General features: G+C 32.5%; 6 protein-coding genes. All 6 read left to right on the top strand.

Features of this window, described 5'->3' with window-relative positions; genetic code table 11:
* The coding region (locus tag RBQ93_RS12240; RefSeq protein WP_320372402.1) for a hypothetical protein at positions 1 to 562 on the top strand (562 nt) is incomplete at its 5' end.
* 31 nt (positions 563 to 593) lie between these two features.
* Positions 594 to 1,019, top strand: coding sequence for a hypothetical protein (locus RBQ93_RS12235; RefSeq protein WP_320372401.1), 426 nt, complete (start codon positions 594 to 596; stop codon positions 1,017 to 1,019).
* A 12-nt stretch (positions 1,020 to 1,031) separates the two neighbouring features.
* Positions 1,032 to 2,564 (top strand): hypothetical protein, encoded by a 1,533-nt coding sequence (locus RBQ93_RS12230; protein ID WP_320372400.1) that lies wholly within the window; start codon positions 1,032 to 1,034, stop codon positions 2,562 to 2,564.
* Between the two features lie 9 nt (positions 2,565 to 2,573).
* Positions 2,574 to 2,927: a hypothetical protein gene (locus tag RBQ93_RS12225; RefSeq protein ID WP_320372399.1), complete on the top strand. Its 354-nt coding sequence runs from the start codon at positions 2,574 to 2,576 to the stop codon at positions 2,925 to 2,927.
* A complete protein-coding gene (locus tag RBQ93_RS12220) occupies positions 2,924 to 5,092 on the top strand; it encodes a hypothetical protein (RefSeq protein WP_320372398.1) in 2,169 nt (722 codons plus the stop codon). The genes RBQ93_RS12225 and RBQ93_RS12220 overlap by 4 nt, the downstream gene beginning before the upstream one ends.
* Positions 5,092 to 5,292, top strand: a complete 201-nt coding sequence (locus RBQ93_RS12215; protein WP_320372397.1) for a hypothetical protein — start codon at positions 5,092 to 5,094, stop codon at positions 5,290 to 5,292. The genes RBQ93_RS12220 and RBQ93_RS12215 overlap by 1 nt, the downstream gene beginning before the upstream one ends.
* Positions 5,293 to 5,320: the final 28 nt, after the last annotated feature.

Genomic DNA, 5,320 nt, shown 5'->3' with positions numbered 1-5,320 from the left:
CGGTATTGATAACACTCCTACTTTAGCGGTCGCGAGTGGCAATATATTTACAAATCCAATTGGTAAAGAACTTTCAATTGGTACTAAAGCTGCAGTTGCCGCCGGAACTCTGACTTATGAGTACGGAGCGAACTTCTATTGGGCCGGCGGTGGACTAGGTGGATCAATTGTCAAAGCAACTGATCTAGTTGAAGTAACCGGAAAAACTAATCCAACAGTCACCGCACCTGACTTATTTGGAAGTATGGCTTACAAATTATCACAACAAACTGGAGCGACAGTGGATTTTGGATTAATCAGTCATATTATGCCGGCCGAAAATTCTAGTAATTCTTTCATTGATGAATTTTATAATTCAATCAACACGCTATCCTCTAGTCATTCGGGCGCTGATTTATATTTCCCGTTTATAGCAAAAATTGATGGTGTCTTGCCGATAATCTTAAATAGTTTAAAAGTTACTGAAGATTCAACAGTCTTCATGCTGGCGAAAATAGATACATCAGACTATCAATATTCACCACAAAGTCTAGTTATTAATGTTGATAATTTTGACTTTTAATTAAAAAAAATTAGAGAAAGTAGGCGGAATTATGGGTAAAAAAAAGAGTAATAATACAGCCGGAATAATCATCGGATCGATCATTGTAATTGGAGCAGTTGCTGCGATTGTTAATCTTGCAACTCCGAAAATTGATGATCCGGAGTTCCCGGTGATTAAAATTGAAGAAAATACTCTCCATAATTTCGCCGAAAATTCAAAAATCCTATTAACAGTCGATTCCATGGCCAATGAAAGTTTCATTTTTTGGAATGTCGAATCCGCGCTTGATCCAACAATTTTTTCGTTTAGAAAAATCAGCACAACTAGTTATGAAATAGAGAATTTACAACCATTTATAAATACTGTCGAAGTAGTGGTTAAAAATTACAATGAAAGCAGATATTATTCAATCATTTTTGAATATGCACTCGAAATAGAATCAATTAACTTTGATATCACAAATTTTGATTTATAAGGGAGAATTATTATGTTAAAAATTAATAAAATTGCAATCTTGGCCGCCACTCTATTTAGTGGCCTTTTTGGTGGTCAAAACATCGCGCCTGTGAGCGCTGAAGAAGCAGATGTAGATAATCCTTTCATATCCAACTTTTTAAGAATAGGAGCGGATGAAACCGCACAGGGGTGGATTTTACAAAACAGCTGGGCAAATTTAGATTCGCGATATAGCGATATAATTGCTGATACATTAGGAACTGCGACAGTATCAAATAAAGCTCCAATAATATTTTTTAATTTAAATAGCGCATCTGGTATCGTTAAAATCAACCGTGTTTACTTTGAAATCCGCGATGTAACTACCGGGCAAAATATTCAATATATCGATTTTGATTCAACATATACAAATTTTGAAAATGGAGTTGATGATGTCGTCTTAAAAACTGATTCTAGTTTAGGAGTAGATGATCGCCATGTGATTAATTACCGCGAAAATATCGGATTAAGAATTAATCCTGTGATTACAACGCACGATATTGATTTCAATATATCAAATGAAACTTTTATTGAAAACGCTATTTCTGAAGAACAATTTGGACCAGGCGTTATCCTTAGTACGCCAAGCGACATTTATCAAGTTGGATTCCCAAGTCTAGGTAAAGTATCTTACATCAATAACTTATATCAATTTATTGGGCAAATTGATCGCGATGCTAATCAGATGCTAAATTCGACTATATACCAATACGGACAAAGTAAAATTAATGACGGATTTACTTCCTATACATCGATGCAAAGTAACATTTGGGGTAATGCCTCATATACTCATTACATTATTTTACCTCTATGTTCCACAACCAATATTGCGATAACTTATTTAGCAGTTGAGGGTGAAACCGCTGATGGCACTATAATTCAACCAACAATCGATTTTGAAACCGATACTGGTGGCACTTATTTTGAAATTAGTAAACTTGATGGAGAATGGTTGACGTCAAATGCGGTTTATTTCCCGGGAAACAGCGCCTATAACTTAATAAGCGCGACATTAACTTCCTACACAGTCAACAATGACTATGAACCAGTAATAATCGCTTGTGGTGATTTAATAGGAGCTGATAACTTACTATTAACTTATGATCGTCTTAAATATTCATCGCCTTTAGTGTTAAATGAAACAAAGCTAATAGGCTATGTGTTTAATGGCGATAACAACGCTATGGTTATTGACATCCCATTAGCAGTTAGTGCGGCCTCAATTAAGATTTATTTTGAGGAGCTTGAATCTAATGTTAATGTCGATGATCCTTTCTTCATCAATTTAAAAGATGAGTATGGAAATCTAGGCATTGCCGGTGCGCTTCCAGAAGATGAAATTCCCGTAACTGAATCGTGGTGGGATAAGTTAATGAGTGGCTTCAATAAATTTTTTGGTGTTGATAATCCAGTTGATGCCTTGATTAAAAGTGGTCAATTAGTCCTTATTCTTATCGTTGGTGTATTTTTAATCTATGCCATTATCAAAATTATTCCACTAATTAAATTCAAGAAAAAGAAATAGAGGTGTCCCGTGAATTTTAAACTAAAGACATCTCATATCGTTGGCAAATTAGTAATTACATCGATTGTTTTAATTATTATTTTTTACTTAACAAATACACTTAGTTTAATTGCAAATCGTAGTTTAGCACCTATTAATTCAACATCCTGGATTTCTATAGATAATGAAATTAGATTTCATGAAAAAGATACCGGCATTATTGAATTAAATGATACCGAGTATCTTTTTAATTTCACGCAAAATAATGGTTATATATTCGCCACAATTGATGAAGAATTAACATTTGAATTTACTTTATTGAACGATGAACAGCTTTATTGCGTTAATTTAAATGAAATGTTTTATAACGAGGCCTACTTATGAAGAGATTAAGGGGAATTAATTATCGGCATTACATTTTTGTAGGATTGTTATTAATAATTATTATTCCATCTTTTTGGTGGGCTAGTGGTAGCTATCAAAGATTAGGTCAATCATTACTTTATTTATTGCGATCATTCATTGGCTTATTTGATTTTAGCAAGAATAGTACAGTGATTAATCCGCCTAATTTATCGATAGATATTCACGATTTAAGATTGCCGGCCGATTTTCAATCAGCAATTTACGATTTTAAAGTATTGTCTGCTGCCTTATTTAATGAAGATTTTGCGTTTTTATATTTAATAAAGTTAACAACAGTATTACTAAATTTGACGCGCTTTTTAATTTGGATTCCTTTAATTTTTATCGTAATCATTCTAGTTAATCAATTAATCATGCGTGATGAGCCAAAAGATAAATTTAAAGAATCAAAAAATTTAATTAAATATAAAAAAATTGAATCGCGATATATTTATCCAATTAAAAATTGGTTAAATAGTGTAGTCAATTTTTGGAAAGATTATCCAATTTATAAAATAATCCTTGCTTTTGTAATTTTAATCATTTATCGGGCCATGGCCATGGGTATTGATTTTGTTGCCTGGTATTTTAATTTTGTAAAAACTTTTGATTTTACTTCGCTATGGTCAATTTTAATGTCAATAATTGTCGACATTGTTGTTGTCCTTATGCTTTATAAAAAATTACCATTAATAATTATCGGTATTTACTTAATTTTTTATCTACGCAGAAAGGCTGCTGAAAATCGGCTTAAAGAAATGCAACAGATTAATGAGGATGCAGTTAATGAATTAGCAGTCGCAACATTAATCACAGGCACTGTTGGATCCGGTAAAACAATGATGATGACCTCGATGGCGATCGATGGTGAGAAGTTAATGCGTGATAAAGCTTTTGAAGTGATTCAAAAACATATGCACTTATTTCCAAATTTCCCCTGGTATAAATTTGAAAAATGGATAATATGTAGCATTGAAAATAAATCAATCATTAACCGTGCTCAAATGAAAGTGCAAATTAAAGAGCGCTTTGAATCGTTTTTGGCTAATGAAAATTCACCAACTAGCAATTTGTGGGATTATGACTTTAAAAAGTATTCGTTATCTTTTTTTAATGGAATTAGAATGATATATCTGGATGAGGCTTTGATCAACTATGGACAAGCTTATTTCCTCTACTACGCTCCAAAAGCACTAGCGTTTTCAAATTATGCTACTAGATTTCAATTTGAACGCAATGGGCACTTCCCATTATATGATTATGATTATATTAGTTTTGATAAACATGACAATCCAGCAGCTAATTTTTCTTCAATTGGAAACTTTGATTCACGAAGAATCTTAACTAAAATGAATCAGTTTGATTCAACAAAGTGGTATCAGATGGATGGTCAAATCGAAGCTTACACCGAAATAGATAAAGAACGTGGTAACAAAGATGATTATGCCGGAATGGAAAGAACATCTGATGATGCAAATCAACGCAATGACGGTTTCAATCGGTCAATTAAAATCACACGTCATGAATTTACCATCGATGGTTATCCATTCACTAAATTACTATTCGATTCACAACGCGAATATAGCGTTAATGCTGATTTGCGCGAAACGTGCGAAGATCGTATCCGGATTAAGAAAAAGACAGACATAAAAGTTATCTTGCCGTTATTTTGGATTGATTATTTGCTTTGCGAACCTCTAATCAAAGCTTTTGATAAATATTACTTTAAATTTAGAAGTAAAAGAACAGACAGAACACTTTATAACTACTTGCTTGAAAAATTAATTAAGCCTTTTTATGACCATTTTACAAAAAATGTAAACTTATTCGGTTATCAATCGGTTAATTATCGTCATGAAATAGGTGCGACAGCTGATGAATCCGGCGAAAAATTTGATAAGATTTACTATTTTATCTTTCAAAAAATGTACGCTGATCGTTATCGTACTGATTGCTATTCAACCTTTTTTGATGACCAACGGCTAAAAGCAAAAAGCGGATTCTATCAAGCCAAGACTTATTCATCCACGATGGCTAGTGTAGAAGAATTGACAAACCAGGATTCATATTGGATTGAGGAATTGAAAAAATATACAGAAGATAATAACGTCAAATCTAAAATTGAATATAAGGAGGATGAATAATGCATTTGATATTTAATATTTTTACAGACATCTCGCTTGAAGAACTTGTAGAACTTACTGTAAGAGGATTCTTAATCTTTATAATTATTTTGCTATTCGTGTCAGCAATCGGAATTACTTTTCGCATAATTAAAATCTCAAAAGATGCTAAAAAATTGCGGCAAAAACGCGAAGAAAAAAATAAAAAGAAAAATAAATAAGACAATAAATTGGGTATAAAAATTTGCT

Source organism: Trichlorobacter sp., assembly GCF_034008105.1.
Taxonomy (GTDB): domain Bacteria; phylum Desulfobacterota; class Desulfuromonadia; order Geobacterales; family Pseudopelobacteraceae; genus Trichlorobacter.
This window is presented reverse-complemented; position numbering and strand designations above follow the sequence as displayed.

Bases quoted from the DNA above. Each gene is read 5' to 3' on its own strand.
- RBQ93_RS12235 (WP_320372401.1), top strand. From the start codon at position 594: ATGGGTAAAAAAAAGAGTAATAATACAGCCGGAATAATCATCGGATCG.
- RBQ93_RS12230 (WP_320372400.1), top strand. From the start codon at position 1,032: ATGTTAAAAATTAATAAAATTGCAATCTTGGCCGCCACTCTATTTAGT.
- RBQ93_RS12220 (WP_320372398.1), top strand. From the start codon at position 2,924: ATGAAGAGATTAAGGGGAATTAATTATCGGCATTACATTTTTGTAGGA.
- RBQ93_RS12215 (WP_320372397.1), top strand. From the start codon at position 5,092: ATGCATTTGATATTTAATATTTTTACAGACATCTCGCTTGAAGAACTT.